This window comes from Pseudomonas sp. GW821-FHT04D07 (genome assembly GCF_059420225.1).
The window spans coordinates 259,003-278,722 of sequence record NZ_JBWKTH010000003.1 but is presented as its reverse complement, the minus strand read 5'-3'; the positions used below and the strand labels follow the sequence as shown (position 1 = coordinate 278,722).

The following is a 19,720-nucleotide window of genomic DNA, read 5'->3' as shown; positions in this document are numbered from 1 at the left end:
GCTCACCTATTGATCAAAAATTTCTTGTAGTTCGGTTGCGGACCTGAAGTTTTGGATAGCCAACATCAACAATATCCTCGCTTTCTGCGGACTCAGGTCATTGGCGAAGATGACACCGGTCTCTTTCAACGTACTACCGCCCCCGGTAAAACCATAGAGGGGCCTGACCCGACCACGGGGGACGCGGGAGGCAACGACCACCGTGATACCGGCTTCGATGGCCTGCGAAATGGCCACATACACGTCGGCATTCACATTTCCCGCCCCCAGCGCCTGGATGACGATCCCCCTGGCGCCCGCCTGTACGGCGGCTTTCACCGATGTAGCGTCGGCGCCGGCGTACATGGCCACAATGTCAACGCGAGGCAAGCGGTCTCGCCCCAGAGGCAAGTATTGTCGACGACAGGATGAGCGATAAAAAATGACGGTGTCGCCGTCCACTCTTCCGAGAAAACCGGCGTCGCCCGAGTTGAACGACTCAACGTCCGAGGTATGGGTTTTGCTGACTTCCCGTGCTGCGTTGATCTGATCGTTCAGGGCCACCATCACACCCTTGCCCGAAGACTCAGGCTCAATGCAGACCCTGGCGCCGCTCATCAGGTTGCGTGGCCCGTCGAAGTCCGATTCGGATGCATTGCGTTGAGCACCGATGAGCACAACAGGCTTGCGGGACGTCAACGTCAAGTCGAGAAACCACGCGGTCTCTTCAAGGGTATCGGTGCCGTGGGACACCAGCACACCCGCGATATTCTCACGGGCCAACGCGGCTTCAATGACCTGATGGAGCTGTACCCAGCGCTGCGGCCCCATTTCGACTGACGGAACATTGGACAGGTTGTTGATTTCGAGCCGCGCGATCTTCGCTATGGCAGGAACGGCCTTGATCAAGTCGCTGCCCGACAACGCAGGTATCGGAGCTGACGTTGAAGGGTCAACTTGCATGGCAATTGTTCCGCCTGTTGCGATGAACAGGCACAACGGCAGGTCGTCAGAACTGGACGGGGCCATAAGCGTCACACCCTCAGATGGTTGAAAATGGCTTCGGTAGCACCCGGCGCACGGGCGTCGCCTTCCTCTTCGATCTCACCTTGTTTAAGCACCAGGTATCGATCCGCCACCTTCAAGGCAAACGGCACATTTTGCTCGATAAGCAGCAGGGTCGTGCCGTGGAGTTGCCGCTCGTGCACCAGTGCGACAGCGATCCGGTCGATCACCGAGGGCTGCAAGCCTTCAGTGATTTCGTCCAGCAGAATGATGGAGGGGCGCATCATCAACGCACGCGCCACCAGCAGCATTTTTTGCTCGCCTCCCGACAGCGTGCCGGCGTACTGCTTCAGACGGTCCTTGAACACCGGGAACACGGATTCGATGGTGGCGAAACGCTCATCGAACAACGCGTCTTTCTCGAGCCCCATACGCAGGTTGTCCCGGATGCTCAGTTCGGTGAAAAGCGCTTTTTCCTGAGCCGCATAGGCGATACCCACTTGTGCGACTCGATGAGGCGACAGTCGGGTAATGTCGCAGTCGTTGACTTGAACAGCGCCTTGTTTCTTGGGTAGGTACCCCATGATGGTCTTGAGCAATGTCGTCTTGCCCATGCCGTTCTTGCCCAGCAAAGCGACCGCTTCGCCGGCCGCGACTTTGAACGACATATCCCGTATGACGACTGACGCCCTGTAACCGCTCGTGACTGAATTCAGTTCCAAGGTGGCACCGTTCATACGACCTCCAGTGGAGCAAGTGCAGATCCGGCATAAATCGTCTTGACCAAGTCCGAGTTGACGACTTCTTCGAAGGTGCCCTGCATGACCATCGTCCCTTGGTGTAATACCACGATTCGGGTAGCGATCTGTTGCACAAAATCCAGATCGTGTTCAACCAGCAGGCAACACAACTTGTAGTGGTTTGCGAGCATGGAAAGCACCACGCCGATTTGCGTGCGCTCGGTCTTTGTCAACCCTGCTGTAGGCTCGTCGAGCAGTACGATACGAGGTTCCAGGGCAAGCACCATGGCCAGTTCCAATGCTTGCTGTTCACCGTGCGACAGGTCTCGAGCGACCACGTCCAGCATGGTATCCAGCCCGGTAACCCGCAAAACGTCCAAGGCATAGGATGGCAAGGCCAACGTCTCCGCCCGAGTGAAAAACAAGGGCCGTTCGTGCAGGGTGCCGGCCATACGCAGACACTCGGCGACGGTCAGGGATTCGTAAATATTGGCATTTTGAAATTTGCGCCCGAGACCAAAACGAACGCAGGCCTCAGCCGGAAGCCGACGGATATCGTTACCGCACAGATGCACCGTCCCGGATGTACGGTCGGCCCCGTCGCTCATGCACCGCATCAGTGTTGTTTTACCGGCGCCATTGGGGCCGATCAGTCCAACCAGATCACCGGCCTCGGCCTTGAGGTTGATCCCCTGCAATACCTTGAGCGAACCATAGCTCTTCGTCACATCTTCCATCAGGAGTGCAGGCACACCCTTCGACTCGGGGACCGTTTTCCCGGCACGTTCAACCAGCACAGGTATTCGCCGCGAACGTGCGCCGAACCCGAGGGGCTTGAGCAGTGCCGGGACGATCCCCTGAGGCAGCAAGACGATCACCAGCACAAAAGACAGGCCAAGGATCAGTTGCCACAAAAACGGCATCCGGCTGCCGAGATAGGCCGTGGCGACGTTAATCAGAATCGCCCCCGCCATGGGTCCCCACAGCGTTCCGCGTCCACCCAGCGCAACCCAGATGATCAACTCGGTACCCAAGACGAAACCGGATAACTCGGGTGCTACCACGCCACTGAAGGCGCCGTAGCCAAAACCTGCGATCCCTGTAATAGCCGCAGTTGCGATCAGCAGAAGGATTTTGATATTCGGGACGTTGATCCCCAGGTACGCACATCTGGACTCGTTGTCACGTATCGACGCCAGCACACGCCCGGCATCACTGCGCACGAACAGCCAGGCGAAAAGCCCTATCAGTGCCACGCTACTCCCGGCGATCCAGTACCAGGCGTTCAGCGACAAGTCGAAGGTGTCATAGCCGGTCAGGCCCGAACTGGAGCCCGTCCACTCACCGCCAGACAGCAGCAACTGGGTCATTACGATGGGCAACACCAGCGAGATAACCGTGGCAAAAAACGGCGAGGAGCCCCTGTAGAAGGACAGCCACCCCACCAGCCCTGCAACCACCATCGGGACGACAATTGCGAGCCCGATGGCGATGGCAATGGAACCGGGCGACAGGCCAAAGTGAGTAAAAACCAGACCTGCGGCATACGCACCGATACCAAAGAACGCCGACTGCCCGAAGGTGAGATATCCGGTGTAGCCCCACAGCACATCCACCGTGATGACGACGATCGAAAACAGAAAGGCCTTGATCAGCAGGTTGAGAACATAGCTGTCGAATATCCATGGACCTGCGACCAGCAATGCGATACCGACCAGAGCCAGCATGCCCGAACGTCCCCAAGCGCCCTGGCGACCGGACCCCGTGGGTCGGCTGTTCGCCGCCTGCAATGTAGTGTTAGCCATGTGCGAACCCCTTTGGACGAATACGCAAGGTCAGCGCCGCCAACACGGCAATCGTGAGTCCGCCAAGTACCGGGCTCGCATAGGTGCTCACGATGACTTGGCATGCACCGAATACCGCGCAAGTCATGATCAGGCTGGGCATCGAATGCCCGGAGACCATGACGAGCATGAAGGCAGAAACCAGCCAGGTAATCCCCATGCCAGGGTCAATACTCGAAAGCGGACTGATCAAGGCGCCTGCCAATGTGCCTAGACCCGCGCCCAGGCTGAAGGTAATGAAGCGTATACGCCCGGCATGGATGCCCAGGCCACTGGCCAACTCCTCGTTCATGATGACGGCGCGGGTTTTGACACCGAAGCGGGTGCCGTTGAGTAGCGCCGTCAGCAAAGCGCACAGGCCGAGTGCCAAGGGAATCAACAGCAATCGATAGGCGGAGTAATCAGTTCCGCCCAGCGACCAGGTTCCTCTCAGGGGCACGTCGGCAAACTTCACATCCCGGCCAAATGCGAGAATGATCAGTTGACCGATCACGATACCCAATCCCCACGTTGCCAGGATGGCATCCAGGGGGCGTTTATAAAGCGGCCGAACAATCAGGCATTCGATGATCGCGCCAACAATCATCCCGGTCGCGAGAGCCAACGGCCAAGCAAGCCAAGGACTCCATCCCAGTTGGGTCACGACAAACGCCGAATACCCGCCCATTGTCAGCAAGGCACCGTGAGCGAAGTTGACGATTTTCATTATTCCGAAAATCATCATCAGGCCCGCAGTAACAATGAACAGCATGGCTATTGTTGTTGTTATATCTAGAATTAACACCATGACGTCTCCCTCCGGGGAGAATGCAACGTGAAGCGATACTTAGTCATCAAGCAATGGACTATTTAAAACTCGGGCATTGAATACCTGGGCTGACTCCTTCTTGGGTTTCAAGGATGCGAATAGACCCGTCGCGTTGTATTTGGCCCAGACGCATGGCCAGGGGGGTATGGCGGCTGGCATTCATCTGCACAACACCGCGAGGCCCGACTATCGAGACATCGTTCAACGCCTCTACAACCGCAGCGGAGTCGATGGAGTTGGCTTTTTCCACCGCGGCCTTGTAGAGAAAGAAGGCTTCATATTGCGGTTCGGAAAGCTCGTTTGGCGTGGACATGTTCCCTGCAAACTTCTGGCCGAGGTCGCTCAGGAATTTTTTATTTTCCGCTGTGTCGATACTGGTCAAGTACGAGGCCGACATGTACATGCCCGTTGCGACATCCCCCATGGTCTTGCCGGTGCCTTCGTCGATGGCCAGGTTGCCATAAGGCAGTGTTAACGCCGCCGCTTTCAACTGCTTGGCCAACGAGACGTTAGGTGCGCCACCCGCTGTGGCACTGATAAGCGCGTCAGGTTGCGTCGAGCGAATTTTTGAAATAACGGCGGTCCAGTCACTTCCGTCCATCGGCAGGTACTCTTCACCGACAACCTTTCCACCGTGTTGCTCAATGTACGCTTTAGTAAACTTCAGCATGCCCCGGCCAAAGGCGTAATCGCTCCCGACAAGAAAGTAGTTTTTTGCCCCGAGTTTCTGGCTGAAGTAATCCACTACAGGGGCAACTTGCTGCTCGGGTACCCAACCGTTGACATACATCCACTTATTGCAAGAACGGCCTTCATAGAACGAGGTGTAGATATAGGGCACGCGACCTCGGGAAATAACCGGCAAGGCGGCATTGCGCGCGGCGCTACTTTCCATCGCGATAATGGCGTTTACTTTCTTTTCCAGCACCAGCGTATCAAATGCTTTCTGTGCACCTAGCGCGCCGGAAGCATCATCAACAATCTCCAACTGCACAGGACGACCCAGTATTCCCCCTGCGGCGTTGATTTGCTCCACCGCGAGCTGTGAGGACTGGACAACAGCGGGTGCCACGACGCTATTGGCGCCTGACAACCCCACCGCTACACCAATCTTGATAGGTTCAGCGGCGTGCCCCTGAGCGGCTACGAGCGCTGTTGCAGCAAGAACGGCGATGCGGATGCGGGGAAAAGTGGATTTCATGTGAGTATCCTCAATCGTTTTTATTGTAGATAAGGGGGGTTAGTAGCGAGGTAGCCGCCAGCCGGTACCTAGCATGGGGTCATAGATGTCGGTGCGGCGGTCACGCAGGACCGTGTTGAACGTCGTAAGGTGCCGGGATTGGCGGGACGCCTTCAGATTGATATCGGCATAGAGTATTTGCTGGCGGTCTGCACTGCCTGGGGCAGCCAATGGCCAACCGTCGGCGCCGACAATGATGCTGTTGCCCACAAAGAGCTGAGCACGCTCGGTGCCTACACGATTAGCGCAAATAATGTTCAGACTGTTCACATGCGCATTGGCCATGACCAGGGTATTGGCCATGATCATGGCGCCGTTACCCTGTCCCGGCATGGGCACCCAGTTGGTTGGCATACAGACGATATCGGCGCCTTGCATGGCCAACAGCCGATATACTTCCGGGAACCAGCCGTCATAGCAGATGATCATCGCCAAGCGGCCAAAAGGCGTATGGAACACAGGTAAACCAAGATCTCCGACTTCGAAATACACATGTTCGTCACCCCATAGATGGAGCTTGCGATAAGTCCCTACATAACCTTCGGGGCCGACCATGACGGCGGAGTTGTAAAGCTTGTGCCCCACTCGTTCCGCGACGCCGGCTATGACGTAAATGTTGCGCTGCCGAGCGATGTCTTCCCACGCTTGGGTGCTGACCCCTCCCGGTACTGACTCGGCGAGTTCAAATGCCTCCTCGCGACTGGAAAAGACATAACCGCTGCTGACTAGCTCGGGTAGCACAACGATTTGCGCACCAGCGGTAGCCGCGTCGTCTATCAAACGAAGTGACACTTCGAGATTTTCAGCCTTGCAGCCCACTCGTGGTTCCATTTGTAAGGCGGCCACCGTGATACTCGGAAATGCTTGGATTTCGTCAGAAGATTGCAAAGTCGACATTTAAAATTTTCCAAAAAAAAAGCCCCCGAATGCGCTATCACGCAAATCAGGGGCTTCTATAGCCGGTATGTAGTCAGCAATACTGCTGATGGTCTGAAATTTCTTGGCAAGAAAAATCGACCTATGGGATCTACGTTACACAGGGATATCGAGTGATGTCAACGTACTTTTTACCGGCTAGAATCGAACCTTCGCTTAACAACATCGGCATCCCGGGCCACACGTAGCGTTCCCCTGCCCATCGGTTGTTGATCTGGTCCAGCACGGTCATCACTCCTCGGGGACAAACGCGGTTTGTAGTCTATAGTTCCTACCGGGTCAGTTGATAATCTCTTTCGCACAGACGCTACCAGGAGCATTGGTTCCCCTCCTCGAGCCCCGACCCCGTCGGATACCCGCTAGCCTAGAGTGTTGCTACAACGCAGGGAGCACAGCATGTCGATCCAACGGACAAATGGACTGAGATCGACTCCCGGTATCGCCCAGCCCGTTGACACCCTTGCCAAGACCCGCCGCAGTCTCTTTCGGCGCAGGCTCGAGCCGATCAAGGAAGCCTATATCCTGCTCCCGCTATTGGCCGCCCTCCTCTTGCTGGTCACCTGGTCGGCCACCCTCTACCTGATCAAGCTCGAACAGACCCGGGCGCAACGCAGCGCCGCCACCGCCAGCCTGGAGATCAGCGCCACCTACGAAGCGCAAATGTTGCGTGCCGTTCGCGAGATTGATCAAACCCTCAAGCTGGTCAAATACGCCTATGAGGCCGAAGGTGAGCGTAATCCCCTGCCCAAGCTCAAGGAGCGGGCTCTGTTGCCGCCGGCCCTGTTGTTTGACGTCAGTGTGGTCAACCCGGACGGTGAACTGGTGGTGAGCACCCGTGCCAACGAGACCGGAAATAGCACCGAGCCGGATGAACAGCAGACGCTGCGGCACAACGATACGCTGTCGATCAGTCGTCCCTGGAAAAGTCCGCTGACCGGAGAGTGGCGCTTGCGCTTCAGTCGCCGGCTCAACGCAGCGAACGGCACGTTCTCGGGCATTGCCCGGGTCGAGGTCGATGCGACCTATTTCGTCAGCAGCTATGACGACTCGAAGCTCGGCGACCACGGCGTCCTTGGCCTCCTGGGCACCGATGGCATCTTCCGGGTACGGCGCACCGGAGAGTCGGTGCAAGCCGGCGATGCCGTCGACTACACGACACTGGCCCCAAACACCGAAGACAGCGAAGCGCGGCTCTCGACCAATGCCTGGGATGGCGTGCAGCGCTACACCAGCGTACGCCAGCTGTATGACTTTCCCCTGGCGGTGATTGTCGGGCTATCCGCCGAAGAACGCCTGGCCAGCGTGACCCGACAAGCGCAGACCTACCTGTGGCGAGCCGCCGCTGGCAGTCTGCTGCTGGTGCTCCTGGCCGGCCTGCTCAGTCGCATGAACTGGCAACTGGCGCAAAGTCGCTTGCGCGCAGCCGAAGCCAAGGTCGCCTATGCCGAGCGTGTCGAGTATCTTGCCTATCACGATGGCCTCACGGCGCTGCCCAATCGCAGTCTGTTCAGCAAACTGCTGAGCCAGAACATCGGCGAGGCGCGCCGTTATCATCGACAACTGGCGGTGCTGTTCCTTGACCTCGACCGTTTCAAGCACATCAACGACACATTGGGCCACCATGCCGGCGACCAATTGCTGCAAGAAGTCGCGATTCGCCTCAAGGCCTGCCTGCGCGCCAGCGATACCGTCGCCCGCCTGGGGGGCGACGAATTCGTGGTCTTGCTGCCGGAGCTGTCCGAGGCCAAATACGTGGCGACCACCGCGCAGAAAATCCTCTCCGCGATTGCCAAGCCTTTCAACCTTCAGGGACAAGAGTTCCGGGTGACTGCCAGCGTCGGCATCAGCCTTTATGCCCAGGACGGCCTGGACGAACAGACCCTGACCAAACATGCCGACATCGCCATGTATCAGGCCAAGCAACAGGGTAAAAACAACTTCCAGTTCTACTCCGAGAAACTGAACGCGGAGTCGCTGGAACGGCTGACCCTGGAACTCGGCTTGCGCCACGCCCTGGAACGCAACGAGTTCCGCCTGCACTATCAGGCCAAACGCGATATCCGCAGCGGCCAGATCACTGGCATGGAGGCGCTGCTGCGCTGGGAACACCCCGACCTGGGGCTGATTGCGCCCATGCAATTTATTCCCGTGGCCGAGGAAACCGGCTTGATCGTGCCCATAGGCAAGTGGGTACTGAGGACGGCCTGCCTGCAAAATATCGCCTGGCAACAGCAGGGGCTGCCGCACCTGGGGATCGCCGTGAACCTGACGGCCCGGCAGTTTGTCGATGACAACCTGCTCACCGATCTCGCCGCGATACTGACAGAGACCGGCATGGATGCCGGCTTGCTGGAACTGGAGATCGCCGAGAGCCTGCTCATGCAAGATGTCAAAAGAGCGTTGCAGGTATTGAACGGCCTGAAAAAACTGAAAATCCGCATCGCCATCGACGATTTCGGGATTGGCTACTCGTCGCTCTCGGCGCTCAAGCAGTTCCCCCTCGACTCGATCAAGATCGATCGCTCGTTTATCCGTGACGTCACCAGCGTGGCGGAAGACAAAGCCTTGACCGAGGCGATTATCGCAATGGGCCGAACCCTCAGCCTGACCGTGGTGGCCCAAGGCGTGGAAACCCGCGAGCAAGCCGATTTCCTGCGTGACAACGCCTGCGACGAATTCCAGGGGTTCTACTTCAACAAGCCGGTGCCGGCCGATCAGTTCGGGGTCCTGCTCCGGAGCCAGGCGACCAACACGCCGCCTGCCAGCTAAACACTTATTGCGGGTCGGGCGGCAGTGCCCTGACACTGCTATCCACTTCACGGGCCTCGATATAGCCGATGCTATCGGGATTCTCGGCAATCCGTTTTTTCACTTGCGCGCTGTTTGCAAGGGCTTCTGGAGGCTGGCCTCGGCCGGTAAAAATGATTTTCGACCAGTGCGCCTTGAGTTGCGCGGCCGATTTGCCGGTGAAAGTGGTGTAGAACTCGTCGCGGGTCGCGGAGCCTTCGGTCTGGTCGATCGCAATAGCCTGCTTGCCGCTGGGAAAGCGATTGGTCTTGCCCAGGAAGATATCCGCCACCTGATTGTGCGTCAGCGTCTGCACCGGGCTGGCAGCCGCGACCACCACCACGACATCGGCCATGACCAACGCGCTGCCGAGGCACAGGGCGAACCCCGCCAGCGTGCAACCGGCACGTTTGAGAAATCTCATAATCGGCGCCATCAGAAGACAAAATCGACAGCGAGGCTGAGCAGATTGAACGAGCCTCCCGGCTCATAGCTCGGCTGGAGATTGATCAATGGACCACTGGCGTTGCTGTCTAAACGCGTGTGGTCGTACTGCAGTTTGGCATCCATATTCTTCGTAAAATCCCAGCGCATGCCGACGGACAGGGTTTGCTGACCACTGCTCGATGCCAGAAGGGTATTGAGTGCGTTGTTGAGGCCAGCAGCCTCCCCCGCCAAGGCAGGCGGTAAAGCCGAGGTGTTCAAGCCCGCAGTGGAAGTTTCGCTCACCGTCTTTGAGCGTGCGTAAGTGACATAGGGCGTGAACGCATCGATCCTGTAGCCACCGCTAACATACCAGGCGCTCATTGTACCTATGGCCGAACGGCTGTCGAAATGCCCCCATTCGCCCATGACGAACCATTTGCCTGGATCATAGATGGCCCCCAAGCCAACGAAGTCCAAGGGCTTGTCCTTGACATCATAGCGGTCCGCAATAGCGTTGCCCTCCTCGCCAAAGCTTCTGAAACCATCGAAGAGTGAATTGAACGACTCTACGGTCAAGTGGGTTTTCTGATAGGTGACGCGGGTGGTCAAGTCCCCGTATTCAGTCAAGTTGGAAATGCCCCAGGCGTCCCGGCTCAAGGTCCTGCCGGTGTTGGCGGGCATCCGGAAATCGCCCTGGCCGACATTGCCCTGCACGGTATTGGTCAGGTCGCCGAAATGCTGCCGGTAGCTGAGGTCGAGGCCATCGGTGCTGGTGACCGGGATCAGGCTATAGACCTCTCCCGGCGGACGTACCCATGGCAAGGTATAACCGACCTTGCGGCTATCGGACAGCAGGAAGGCCGGCTGTACCGTGCGCCCGACACGTAGGCTGAAGTCGGGGGTGAACTGGTACTTGAAGTTCGCCCATTCGAGGCTCGGGCGGTAGCTGTTGTCGTAGCGCTGCTCCGAAATGACCTGTACCACGGCCGAGAGCCGAGGGGTAAAGTTGGCCGTTGCCTGGGCCCCGATCAGGCTGTCGACATCGGCATCCCAGTTACGGGTGTGACCGGCACCGTTGGGTTTGTAGATGCTGGGGGTGAAGTCGGCGTTTTTCTCGCTGGAGTGGACAATACCGGCCGTACCGAAACTGCTCAGGGAAAAGCTCGGCAAGCTGGCATCGTCGGCGTCGACGGTCGAGGCATATAACGTCATCACGGCCAAGGCCAGCGTATTGAATGTGGGCCTCATGGGATCAACGCGACGGCATCGCAGGATGCGCAGGCATCCAGGCAGGCATTGGCTCGGGACGGGTTTGGACAGTGACTGATGGGTTGTCAGGGAGGACTGCGGCCATTCGTTCTATTCCTTGTAACGTTGGCTCAAAGAATCCTGCGGTGCCACCAGCCAAATTGTAATCGACAAAACCCCGCACGCCCGGGTTATCCAAGCGTATCCGAGGCCGAGGCCTTGAGGGGCAGCTCCAGGGTGAAGATCGCCCCCTGTCCCGGCCCGTCGCTGTGGACCTTCAATTCGCCGCCCATCTCCATGGCCGCCAGGATGCAGCTGTGCAAACCGAAGCCGTGGCCGTCTTTGCGCGTGGTGAATCCGTGGGCAAAAATCCGCGTCAGGTTCTCCGCTGCAATCCCCTCACCGTTGTCGATTACCCTGATGAGCAGGGTTTGCTCCGGCAGCATCTCGGTATGCAACGTCATTCGCGGGGGGCGATCCGACGGATTGTCCATCGCGCCGCCGGCATTTTTAATCAGGTTGACCAGGATCATCAGCACGCGGTGCTTATCCAGTTGCAGCAAGGGTGTTTCGGCAAACTCTTTCACCACGCTGACCCGGCGAGCCGTGAGAATGCTGGCATTCATCCGCAGCGCATCCTCTATCAACTGCGGCACCTGCACGGCCTCGCAGAGACTGGAGGCACCGGCATAGGATTGCTGGGCCGCGACGATTTCCTTGATGTGATCAATGCTCGTGGTCAATTGTTCGAGCTCGTCGGCCATGCTCTTCTGTTCGACCGCCAAAGCCTCCACCAACTGGTTCAGATAGCCCGGCAGCAGCTTGCCTTTCTCATCAACGGAGATGAAGTGGCCCAAGTCCTCGGCATGCTGGTTCATCAACTGCACCGCCTTGCTCAGGCCCAAGGCTTTGCTGGTGCGCAGCTTACGGGTAATGACTTCGGCGGACACATTGACACTATTGAGCACGTTCCCCACGTTATGCAGGACATTGGTGGCGATTTCCGCCATGCCCGCCTGGCGCGCGATAGCCACCAACTGGGCCTGGGCTTCAGCCGTGCGCAAGCGGCTTTGCGTGAGCTGCCAGCTCATCCGGCTCAGCAGGCCGACCAGCAACACCAGCAGCAGACTGCCGCCTGCGGCCCGCCACAGGTAGGTATGCGCTTGCCCGGTCACCGTCGCCAGTTGCTCTTCCTCGGATAACCCGACAATCACCGCCAGGGGCAGGTCATAGAGCTGGCGGGCACTGGTGTAGCGGCGCACGCCATCCCAGGTATTGGTCGCCAGCAGCGCTTGGGTGTCCTCGGTGTCCGGGACCAGCGCCGCGTAATCCACCGCGTCGCCGGCCAGCACCGACTCCCCGGTGCGGCGCACCCGGAAAACGCCATCGGTACCCAACAAGCCAAGGACGCCCTGGTCGCCGAGCTTCGAGGCGTCGTAACTGCTGACGAAATAGGCCGCATCGACCTCGACTCGGGCGATACCAGAGAACCCACCGTCCGGCGCGTTGAGGCGTCGGCTGAAGCGCAGCCGCCACTCTCCCGTCAGCGGGTTTTTCCAGGGGTGGCTGATCAACAGCGTGTCGTTGTGCTGCAGGGTCTGTTGCTCATCCCGGTCCGCGCTCGTTTGCGTCTCGTTGGCCCGCGTGCTCGCCACCAACCCGCCGTCCGGATGGGTCACACTGACGTCAAACAACAGCGGCGGCGGCAACAACGCCCGTTCCTTGAGCCTGGGCAGTGGATTACGCTCGCCCTCGGCCTCATAGGTGTATTTGACCAACTTGAGGGTTTGATCGATTTCGTGAACGGCACGCAACATTTGCGCTTCGTAGGTGGCGCCGATCTCCAGGCTGGCGGTGGTCGCACTGCGCTGCGCCCGCGCCAGTTCACTGCTGATGAGGTGCAGCGTGGTCGTCCAGATGACCAGCAACAGGACAAGTGCCAGCAGGGGGAACAGGATGTAGGCTTCCTTGACCTGATCGAGCCCACGCCGCAACAAGCTGCGGGTGGCCTGGGCAATGGCGTCCGCAGACCGGGCAATAGTGGGAGCCGACCTCAGTCCGTCTGGTCGTAGGATCGACATGCTGTGCTCCCTGCGTTGTACCAACACTACTAGGCTGACGGACATTCGCCGGGTGAATGACTCAAGGAAGTAGCGGGTGCTCCCTGCAGCGTCCGGGCGAAGAGATTATCGACAGATCCACTAAGGACTATAGATCACAATTGGTTGAACGAATCGGCTGAACGAGCGGCCCACTCATTACACTGCATCACTAATGATGTTCTTCAACACCTATTTATCCATCATGAACAACCTAATAAATTGACTCCACTGCCTGCCCATCATGCCGATGGGCTGGTCACTGGAGAGTTGTCATGCCTTTTGTCAGCGTGCGCATTACCCGCGATGGCGTTACCTCAGAGCAGAAAGCCCAGGTCATTGCCGAAATCACCGAGACCCTGCAACGGGTCCTCAATAAACGCCCGGACCTGACCCACATCGTGATCGAGGAAGTCGACACCGATAACTGGGGCTATGCCGGTATCAGCACCACCCAGTACCGCAAGCAACTGGCGCAAAACCCATCATGAGCACACCGGTCAAACTCGACTTTATCTCCGATGTGGTCTGCCCCTGGTGTGCCCTGGGCGCGACGGCGCTGGAGCAGGCGATCGCCAACCTGGCCGGTGAAGTCTCGGTGGAGTTGACCTTCAAACCCTTCGAGCTGAACCCGGACATGCCCGCCGAAGGCGAGCACGCGGTCCGGCACATGATGCGTAAATACGGCCGTAGCGCCGAGGAAGTCGCCGCCGGCAAGCAGATGTTGATGAGCCGCGGTGAGGCCATCGGTTTTAAGTTCGACCTGGAAAAACGCAGTCATTTCTACAACACCTTCGATGCCCACCGCCTGTTGCTCTGGGCTTTGCAGGAAGGCCGGCAGATCGAACTGAAGCGAGCGTTGCTGCGCGCTTATTTCAGCGAAGGTCAGAACCCGAGCGACCGCAAAACCCTGGTGCGCCTGGCGACTGACGCGGGATTGGACGCCGAGGGTGCCCGTGACGTGCTGTCCTCTGGCGCGTTTGCCGACGAGGTCCGTGAACTGGAAGCGTTCTACCGCGCACGCGGCATCAACTCGGTGCCGGCCATGATCCTTAACGACCGCCACCTGGTCTCCGGTTCGCAATCGGTCGAGTACTACGAACAGATGCTGCGGGAAATATCGTCTACCGCCGCTTGATTGATCACGCCCTACCCCATTTATCTGTCTATAGAGGTTCTATCATGAGCAATGTAAAAAAAGTCGTTGTCATTACCGGCGCGTCCCAAGGTATCGGTGCTGCGCTGGTCAAGGCCTTCCGTGACCTCGACTACCGGGTGGTCGCCACTGCCCGCTCGGTCAAGCCGTCCACTGATCCGGACGTCCTCACCGTCGCCGGCGACATCGCCGACCCGGCCACCGCCGAGCGTGTGATCCGTGAAGGTGTCGCCCGCTTTGGTCGCATCGACAGCCTGATCAACAACGCGGGGATCTTCCTTGCCAAACCGTTCACCGCCTACACCCACGAAGACTACGCCAACGTGCTGGCGGTGAACCTGAACGGTTTCTTCTACATCAGCCAGTTGGCGATTAGCGAGATGGAGAAGCAAGGCCAGGGCCATATCGTCAACGTCACCACCAGCCTGGTGGATCATGCGATTGAAGGTGTGCCATCGGTACTCGCCTCGCTGACCAAGGGTGGGCTCAACTCGGCGACCAAATCCCTGGCCATCGAGTACGCCAAGCGTGGGATTCGGGTCAATGCGGTCAGCCCCGGGATTATCAAGACGCCGATGCATGCGCAAGAAACCCATGAGGCGCTGGGACGCTTGCATCCCGTTGGGCGGATGGGGGAAATCAGCGATATCGTCCAGGCGATTGTCTATCTGGAGTCCGCCGGGTTTGTGACTGGTGAGATCCTGCATGTGGATGGTGGACAGAGCGCCGGGCACTAAGGAATTCAGCTGAGAAGACGCCCCCTCGTGGACCACAGATCCGGGCATTGTTGATATAACTCAATGATTTCTCGGCCCCAAAGCGTAAAAAACAGAGGGTGGCCGGCCTGTTGCGATCTGTCATGAACTACGATTTCGACAACAGATAGCCGGGTTTGAAAACACCGCCCTCTCCTCTCTTCCGCCCAGGGCCAAGGTCATGAAAAAGACTCATCAATGGAACCTGTCGTATTTTTTTATTGCCTTACTCGTGTTTGCCGCGTTGCAGATGTTCCTCAGTGGACAACACACTGTGGAAAACCTGCCCTACAGCCAGTTCCTCCAACTGCTGGACGCGCACAAAGTCAGTGACTTGCAGGTCGAAAAGGATCAGATCAGCGGCAAGTTGCAAGAGCCCATCAATGGCCATGACCGGTTCACTACGGTACGCGTTGATCCCGCGCTGGCGACCGAACTGGCACAGTCCAATGCCAACTTCTCTGGCGTTAACGAAAACACCCTGCTCACGGGCTTGATTGGCTGGCTGCTGCCTTTTGTCATGATCATGGTGGTCTGGCATTTCCTGTTCCGCGGCATGGCTGAGAAACAGGGCCTCGGCGGAATGATGAATGTCGGCAAGTCACGGGCCAAGATTTTTGTCCAACGCGATACCGGGGTGACCTTTGCCGATGTCGCCGGCATCGACGAGGCCAAGGCCGAACTGGTGGAAATCGTCTCTTTCCTCAAGGACAAGGAACAATACTCGCGCCTGGGCGCGCATATTCCGAAAGGCACGCTGCTGGTCGGTCCTCCGGGAACCGGCAAGACGTTGGCGGCCAAGGCGATTGCCGGCGAAGCCGGTGTGCCGTTCTTTTCCATCTCGGGTTCCGAATTCGTCGAGATGTTCGTTGGCGTGGGGGCTGCCCGTGTCCGTGATCTGTTCGAGCAAGCGCGGCAGGCCGCTCCGTGCATTATTTTCATCGACGAACTGGATGCATTGGGCAAGGCCCGCGGTGTCGGAGCCCTGGGTGGCAACGATGAAAAAGAACAGACCCTCAATCAGCTATTGGCGGAGCTGGATGGCTTTGATCCCCGCGAAGGGGTGGTCCTGTTGGCGGCCACCAATCGACCGGAGATCCTTGATCCGGCCCTGCTGCGCGCCGGGCGCTTTGATCGACAGATCCTGATCGACCGTCCCGACCGCAAGGGACGCCTGGCCATTCTCAAGGTCCACTTGCATAAAATCACCCTGGACCCCAGTACGGACGCCGAACGGATTGCCGATATCACCACCGGTTTCAGCGGGGCCGACCTGGCCAACCTGGTCAATGAAGCCGCCATCGTCGCCACCCGCCGCGCAGGCTTGAGCGTCAACCTGCAAGACTTCACCAACGCGGTAGAACGCATCGTCGTCGGCCTGGAACACAAAAGCAGCCTGCTGCATCCCGAAGAACGCCTGATCGTGGCCTATCACGAGATGGGGCATGCCCTGGCTGCCGCGACGCTGCCCGGGATGGATCCGGTGCACAAAGTGTCAATCATTCCCCGGGCAGCCGGGTCGTTGGGCTACACCTTGCAGCGACCGACCGAGGATCACTTCCTGATCAGTTGCCAGATGCTCAAGGATCGGATGGTGGTTCTCATGGCCGGACGCGCGGCCGAATACACCGTCTACGGCCAGATCTCCACCGGCGCGGCCGACGATCTGGCGCGCGCCACCGATATCGCCCGGCAGTTGATTACCCGCTTCGGCATGAGCGCCGAGCTCGGCCAGTCGGTACTGGAACGGCAGTCGCCCACTTATCTGGGCGAGCGTCTGCCTGGCATGGGCGAAAAAGACTACTCGGAACAGACCGCCCGGGAAATCGACCTGGGAATTCGCGCCTTGCTCGCCGAAGCCTACGAACGGGCCAAGACCCTACTCAACCAGCGGCGCGTCGACCTGGATAACGGTGCCAAGCTGCTGATGGAAAAGGAGACGCTCACACCGGAAGAGTTCCCCGCCTTGATGCCCTTGGCGCCCCTCAACACCGAGTTGCGCCACGTTATCGCCCCCGCCAGCCTCCCGGGCGTTGCCGCGGACGCTACGAAGATAATCCCCGAGTTGCACCAGCGAGCGGGTATTGAGCACCTGTGATTTCTCCAGCCAGGCTCGTCGGGCGCGACCGACATCATCAGGCAGGTAGTCGAAATCAGTGCCGAGTCGCGCGTCGGCCTTGATGAATCGGGGCGGCCTCAAGACCACTGCTTATGGAGAATCGTCATGCATGTCATGGTTCTGCATTCCCCCGGCCAGCCGCTGCAATCGGAGGAACGGCAGGTTCCGCATCCGGCCGGCGGGCAGTTGCTGATCAAGGTATTGGCTTGCGGCGTGTGCCGCACCGACCTGCACCTGCTTGACGGTGAATTGCCCCAGGCGGTACTGCCGCGAGTGCCCGGGCATGAAATCGTCGGTGAAGTGGTTGCCGTCGGCGACGCTGTCGCGGTCAGCTGGATCGGCCGTCGGGTCGGCGTGCCCTGGCTGGGCTGGACGTGTGGGGAATGCGAATTCTGCCGCTCGGGCCGGGAAAATCTCTGTGGGCAGGCCCGCTTCACCGGTTGTCACCTGGACGGCGGCTATGCGCAATACACCGTGGCCGATGCGCGCTTCTGCTTTGCCCTACCCGAAGGCATGAGCGCTACTGAGGCAGCCCCCCTGCTCTGCGCCGGCTTGATTGGCTTTCGCGCCCTGCGCCTGGCCGGCCCGGCGCAGCACCTGGGTCTCTACGGTTTCGGCGCGGCGGCCCATCTGGCGATCCAGGTGGCGCTCGGCCGGGGCCAGCAGGTCTATGCCTTTACCCGCCCCGGGGATGTGGAAGGCCAGGCTTACGCACGCACACTGGGCGCGACTTGGGCGGGGCCTTCCGACCAGCCGTCGCCCCAGCTCCTGGACGCGAGCCTGATCTTTGCCCCGGTCGGCCCGCTGGTGCCACAGGCCCTGGCGTCCACCGTGCGGGGCGGTTGCGTGATCTGTGCCGGTATTCATATGAGCGATATACCGAGCTTTCCCTATCAGTTGCTGTGGGGCGAACGTTGCCTGCGTTCGGTGGCCAATCTCACCCGTGACGACGGCACGGCGTTTTTCGACGAAATCGAGCACACCCCGATCCATTGCGACGTCACGGTGTTTCCCCTGGCCGAAGCCAACCAGGCGCTGGCGTTACTGAGGGCCGGAGCGGTCAAGGGGGCAATCGTGCTGGTCCCCTGGCCAGCAATCGAGCCCGATTGATCGCCAGGGTGCCATTGCCCTTGTGATGGAGTCAGTTGAGTTCGACGCTGTCCCGGTACTCCGACACCGACACCGACCAACCCAGCTCCTGACTGATGCGCTGGCGCAGTACATCCGAGGCATTCGGTTCGCCGTGTACCACGTAGGTGTGCTTGGGTGGCCGTTTGAAGCCACGCAACCATTGGATGATTTCATCGGCATCGGCGTGCGCGGACAAACTATCCATCGGCACCACCTCGGCGCGGATCGGCACATCCTGGCCGTGGATACGCACCGCAGGCGCGCCGGCGACAATATGCGCCCCCCTTGTGCCGCCGGCCTGGAAGCCTGGTATCAACAAGGTGTTGAGCGGGTTCGGCGCCAGCATCTTGAGGTGGTACAGCACCCGCCCGCCGGTGGCCATGCCACTGGCGGCAATGATCACCGCCGGGGTCCGTTGCTGATCGAGATCGATGGACTCCTGGGTCGAGCGCACAAAGTGCGTGCCTTCGCACATGCCCCGGCATTCCTCCGCTGACAAGCGGTGCTCATCGCGAAAGCGCTCATACAGGCGCGTGACATCCGTCGCCATGGGGCTGTTGAGATAGATGGGCAAGTCAGGGATCGCATGCTGCTGTTTCAACCGATACAGGTGATACATCAGCAACTGTGCACGCCCGACCGCGAACGACGGCACCAGGGTGATGCCGTGGCGCAGCGCGGTGCGGGTAATGACCTGGGCCAATTTTTCTTCCGGGCATTCGACAGGGTGTTTCCGATCGCCATAAGTCGACTCCACCAGCAGATAGTCCGCTTGTTCGATGGTTTCCGGCGCGAACATCAGCGGATCGTTTGGTCGCCCGAGGTCACCCGAGCACACCAGGGTCACGCCATCGGCAACGATTTCCACCGTGGCGGCCCCCAGGATATGCCCGGCACCGCGCAACTGCAGGCTCAACTGCGGGAGGATCTCGACCTTGTGGTGCAATGCCAGTGGCCGCAACAGCTTCAGCGCCTGCTGGGCATCCTGTTCGGTGTACAACGGCAATGCCGGATTATGCTTGGAAAAACCATGGCGATTGGCGAACTCGGCTTCTTCTTCCTGCAAACGACCACTGTCCAGCAGCAGGACCTTCAGCAATTCGCAGGTCGCGGCCGTGGCATAGACCGGGCCGCGATATCCGTGGCGCACCAGCACCGGCAGGTAGCCACTGTGATCCAGATGAGCGTGGGTCAGCACAATGGCGTCAAGCTGGTGAACCGGCAGCCCGAATGCATCCCAGTTGTGCAAGCGCAACTGCTTGTAGCCCTGGAACAAGCCGCAATCGATCAGCACATGTTTGTCGTGGTGCTCCAGCAGATACTTGCTGCCTGTGACCGTACCCGCCGCACCGAGAAATGTCATTCGCATGGTCGTCTCTTTGAACACAGTTTAAGTGTTCTATTCATCCTCCCTTTGCAGGTAAAGACTGTTGACCATTATCAATGG

Annotated in this window: 16 protein-coding genes; 6 read left to right on the top strand and 10 right to left on the bottom strand. The window is 59.1% G+C overall.

The features are described from left to right. Positions 1 to 6 precede the first annotated feature (6 nt). The 6 genes from AC07T0_RS07220 to AC07T0_RS07195 all read right to left on the bottom strand — a co-directional run bounded on the left by AC07T0_RS07220 (position 7) and on the right by AC07T0_RS07195 (position 6,513). The gene (locus tag AC07T0_RS07220) at positions 7 to 1,008 is read right to left on the bottom strand and encodes an asparaginase (RefSeq protein ID WP_495000504.1); all 1,002 of its coding nucleotides are present in this window, start codon (positions 1,006 to 1,008) and stop codon (positions 7 to 9) included. Positions 1,009 to 1,013: 5 nt separating this feature from the next. Continuing rightward, positions 1,014 to 1,721: a branched-chain amino acid ABC transporter ATP-binding protein gene (locus AC07T0_RS07215; protein ID WP_495000503.1), complete on the bottom strand. Its 708-nt coding sequence runs from the start codon at positions 1,719 to 1,721 to the stop codon at positions 1,014 to 1,016. Continuing rightward, entirely contained in the window at positions 1,718 to 3,451 is a 1,734-nt protein-coding gene (locus AC07T0_RS07210; RefSeq protein ID WP_495000502.1) for an ABC transporter permease subunit, read from the bottom strand. The genes AC07T0_RS07215 and AC07T0_RS07210 overlap by 4 nt, the downstream gene beginning before the upstream one ends. A gap of 70 nt (positions 3,452 to 3,521) precedes the next feature. Then, positions 3,522 to 4,355, bottom strand: coding sequence for a branched-chain amino acid ABC transporter permease (locus AC07T0_RS07205; RefSeq protein ID WP_495000501.1), 834 nt, complete (start codon positions 4,353 to 4,355; stop codon positions 3,522 to 3,524). Positions 4,356 to 4,413: 58 nt separating this feature from the next. Next, positions 4,414 to 5,577 carry a substrate-binding protein gene (locus AC07T0_RS07200; protein ID WP_495000500.1) on the bottom strand — a complete coding sequence of 388 codons (1,164 nt, stop codon included), beginning with the start codon at positions 5,575 to 5,577 and terminating at the stop codon, positions 4,414 to 4,416. 39 nt (positions 5,578 to 5,616) lie between these two features. Continuing rightward, positions 5,617 to 6,513 (bottom strand): nitrilase family protein, encoded by an 897-nt coding sequence (locus AC07T0_RS07195; protein ID WP_495000499.1) that lies wholly within the window; start codon positions 6,511 to 6,513, stop codon positions 5,617 to 5,619. 435 nt (positions 6,514 to 6,948) lie between these two features. Here AC07T0_RS07195 and AC07T0_RS07190 point away from each other — a divergent pair, with 435 nt between their 5' ends. After that, positions 6,949 to 9,321, top strand: a complete 2,373-nt coding sequence (locus AC07T0_RS07190; protein WP_495000498.1) for a bifunctional diguanylate cyclase/phosphodiesterase — start codon at positions 6,949 to 6,951, stop codon at positions 9,319 to 9,321. Positions 9,322 to 9,325: 4 nt separating this feature from the next. On the opposite strand, the gene AC07T0_RS07185 is transcribed toward AC07T0_RS07190, so the two are convergent. The 3 genes from AC07T0_RS07185 to AC07T0_RS07175 all read right to left on the bottom strand — a co-directional run bounded on the left by AC07T0_RS07185 (position 9,326) and on the right by AC07T0_RS07175 (position 13,094). After that, the gene (locus tag AC07T0_RS07185; RefSeq protein WP_495000497.1) at positions 9,326 to 9,763 is read right to left on the bottom strand and encodes a type 2 periplasmic-binding domain-containing protein; all 438 of its coding nucleotides are present in this window, start codon (positions 9,761 to 9,763) and stop codon (positions 9,326 to 9,328) included. Between the two features lie 11 nt (positions 9,764 to 9,774). Then, on the bottom strand, positions 9,775 to 11,013 hold the full coding sequence (locus tag AC07T0_RS07180) for a porin (RefSeq protein WP_495000496.1): 1,239 nt from the start codon (positions 11,011 to 11,013) through the stop codon (positions 9,775 to 9,777). A 191-nt stretch (positions 11,014 to 11,204) separates the two neighbouring features. Further along, entirely contained in the window at positions 11,205 to 13,094 is a 1,890-nt protein-coding gene (locus AC07T0_RS07175; RefSeq protein ID WP_495000495.1) for a sensor histidine kinase, read from the bottom strand. A 293-nt stretch (positions 13,095 to 13,387) separates the two neighbouring features. Between AC07T0_RS07175 and AC07T0_RS07170 the strand changes: the two genes are divergently transcribed. The 5 genes from AC07T0_RS07170 to AC07T0_RS07150 all read left to right on the top strand — a co-directional run bounded on the left by AC07T0_RS07170 (position 13,388) and on the right by AC07T0_RS07150 (position 18,252). Further along, the gene (locus AC07T0_RS07170) at positions 13,388 to 13,603 is read left to right on the top strand and encodes a tautomerase family protein (RefSeq protein WP_248745806.1); all 216 of its coding nucleotides are present in this window, start codon (positions 13,388 to 13,390) and stop codon (positions 13,601 to 13,603) included. Next, positions 13,600 to 14,250 (top strand): DsbA family oxidoreductase, encoded by a 651-nt coding sequence (locus tag AC07T0_RS07165; RefSeq protein WP_495000494.1) that lies wholly within the window; start codon positions 13,600 to 13,602, stop codon positions 14,248 to 14,250. The genes AC07T0_RS07170 and AC07T0_RS07165 overlap by 4 nt, the downstream gene beginning before the upstream one ends. A 44-nt stretch (positions 14,251 to 14,294) precedes the next feature. After that, the gene (locus tag AC07T0_RS07160; protein ID WP_495000493.1) at positions 14,295 to 15,005 is read left to right on the top strand and encodes an SDR family NAD(P)-dependent oxidoreductase; all 711 of its coding nucleotides are present in this window, start codon (positions 14,295 to 14,297) and stop codon (positions 15,003 to 15,005) included. Positions 15,006 to 15,204: 199 nt separating this feature from the next. Continuing rightward, entirely contained in the window at positions 15,205 to 17,121 is a 1,917-nt protein-coding gene (ftsH, locus tag AC07T0_RS07155) for an ATP-dependent zinc metalloprotease FtsH (protein ID WP_495000492.1), read from the top strand. A gap of 126 nt (positions 17,122 to 17,247) precedes the next feature. Continuing rightward, positions 17,248 to 18,252 (top strand): zinc-dependent alcohol dehydrogenase family protein, encoded by a 1,005-nt coding sequence (locus tag AC07T0_RS07150; RefSeq protein ID WP_495000491.1) that lies wholly within the window; start codon positions 17,248 to 17,250, stop codon positions 18,250 to 18,252. Positions 18,253 to 18,283: 31 nt separating this feature from the next. Here AC07T0_RS07150 and AC07T0_RS07145 read toward each other — a convergent pair whose 3' ends face one another. Continuing rightward, positions 18,284 to 19,642, bottom strand: a complete 1,359-nt coding sequence (locus AC07T0_RS07145) for an MBL fold metallo-hydrolase RNA specificity domain-containing protein (protein WP_495000490.1) — start codon at positions 19,640 to 19,642, stop codon at positions 18,284 to 18,286. Positions 19,643 to 19,720 lie beyond the last annotated feature (78 nt).

Bases quoted from the DNA above. Each gene is read 5' to 3' on its own strand.
- AC07T0_RS07220 (WP_495000504.1), bottom strand. From the start codon at position 1,008: ATGGCCCCGTCCAGTTCTGACGACCTGCCGTTGTGCCTGTTCATCGCA.
- AC07T0_RS07215 (WP_495000503.1), bottom strand. From the start codon at position 1,721: ATGAACGGTGCCACCTTGGAACTGAATTCAGTCACGAGCGGTTACAGG.
- AC07T0_RS07210 (WP_495000502.1), bottom strand. From the start codon at position 3,451: ATGCTGGCTCTGGTCGGTATCGCATTGCTGGTCGCAGGTCCATGGATA.
- AC07T0_RS07205 (WP_495000501.1), bottom strand. From the start codon at position 4,355: ATGGTGTTAATTCTAGATATAACAACAACAATAGCCATGCTGTTCATT.
- AC07T0_RS07200 (WP_495000500.1), bottom strand. From the start codon at position 5,577: ATGAAATCCACTTTTCCCCGCATCCGCATCGCCGTTCTTGCTGCAACA.
- AC07T0_RS07195 (WP_495000499.1), bottom strand. From the start codon at position 6,513: ATGTCGACTTTGCAATCTTCTGACGAAATCCAAGCATTTCCGAGTATC.
- AC07T0_RS07190 (WP_495000498.1), top strand. From the start codon at position 6,949: ATGTCGATCCAACGGACAAATGGACTGAGATCGACTCCCGGTATCGCC.
- AC07T0_RS07185 (WP_495000497.1), bottom strand. From the start codon at position 9,763: ATGAGATTTCTCAAACGTGCCGGTTGCACGCTGGCGGGGTTCGCCCTG.
- AC07T0_RS07180 (WP_495000496.1), bottom strand. From the start codon at position 11,013: ATGAGGCCCACATTCAATACGCTGGCCTTGGCCGTGATGACGTTATAT.
- AC07T0_RS07175 (WP_495000495.1), bottom strand. From the start codon at position 13,094: ATGTCGATCCTACGACCAGACGGACTGAGGTCGGCTCCCACTATTGCC.
- AC07T0_RS07170 (WP_248745806.1), top strand. From the start codon at position 13,388: ATGCCTTTTGTCAGCGTGCGCATTACCCGCGATGGCGTTACCTCAGAG.
- AC07T0_RS07165 (WP_495000494.1), top strand. From the start codon at position 13,600: ATGAGCACACCGGTCAAACTCGACTTTATCTCCGATGTGGTCTGCCCC.
- AC07T0_RS07160 (WP_495000493.1), top strand. From the start codon at position 14,295: ATGAGCAATGTAAAAAAAGTCGTTGTCATTACCGGCGCGTCCCAAGGT.
- ftsH (WP_495000492.1), top strand. From the start codon at position 15,205: ATGAAAAAGACTCATCAATGGAACCTGTCGTATTTTTTTATTGCCTTA.
- AC07T0_RS07150 (WP_495000491.1), top strand. From the start codon at position 17,248: ATGCATGTCATGGTTCTGCATTCCCCCGGCCAGCCGCTGCAATCGGAG.
- AC07T0_RS07145 (WP_495000490.1), bottom strand. From the start codon at position 19,642: ATGCGAATGACATTTCTCGGTGCGGCGGGTACGGTCACAGGCAGCAAG.